We start from the raw sequence: 325 nt of genomic DNA, 5'->3' as shown, positions 1-325 counted from the left end.
ATTTCTTGTGCACCAGCAGCTTACACTGGATGCACTTGAAGCCCTGCCTGCCGAGACCCCAGATCGATCTGTTCAAATTAAGTACCAGAACCAGCTCTTTCCACCTAGAACTGTCTGGAAGGGAATACCACAAGGTTCAGTTCTCAGTCCTCTATTGTACAGTATTTACACCTCCGACCTTGATCGATCGTAAAAATTTTTTCAAACTTATAAAGCAAATTTAGGTGCTCATGTGCCATCTTGAGCTCTGATTTCTTTACTAAATCAGTTTTATTGATAACCAAAATGCATCTGCCTTTTGTGCGCTCCAGTCGTGCAAATATCG

1 pseudogene is annotated in these 325 nt (G+C 42.2%); it reads right to left on the bottom strand.

Annotated elements, in window-relative coordinates:
* Positions 1-185 precede the first annotated feature (185 nt).
* A pseudogene (locus tag ACJ5GX_RS01865) lies at positions 186-325 on the bottom strand (GTPase Era); the annotation flags it as partial.

It is taken from the genome of Wolbachia endosymbiont of Tuta absoluta, from assembly GCF_059414725.1.
Note: the sequence above shows the minus strand (reverse complement) of the source record. Positions and strands in the feature narration are given on the sequence as shown.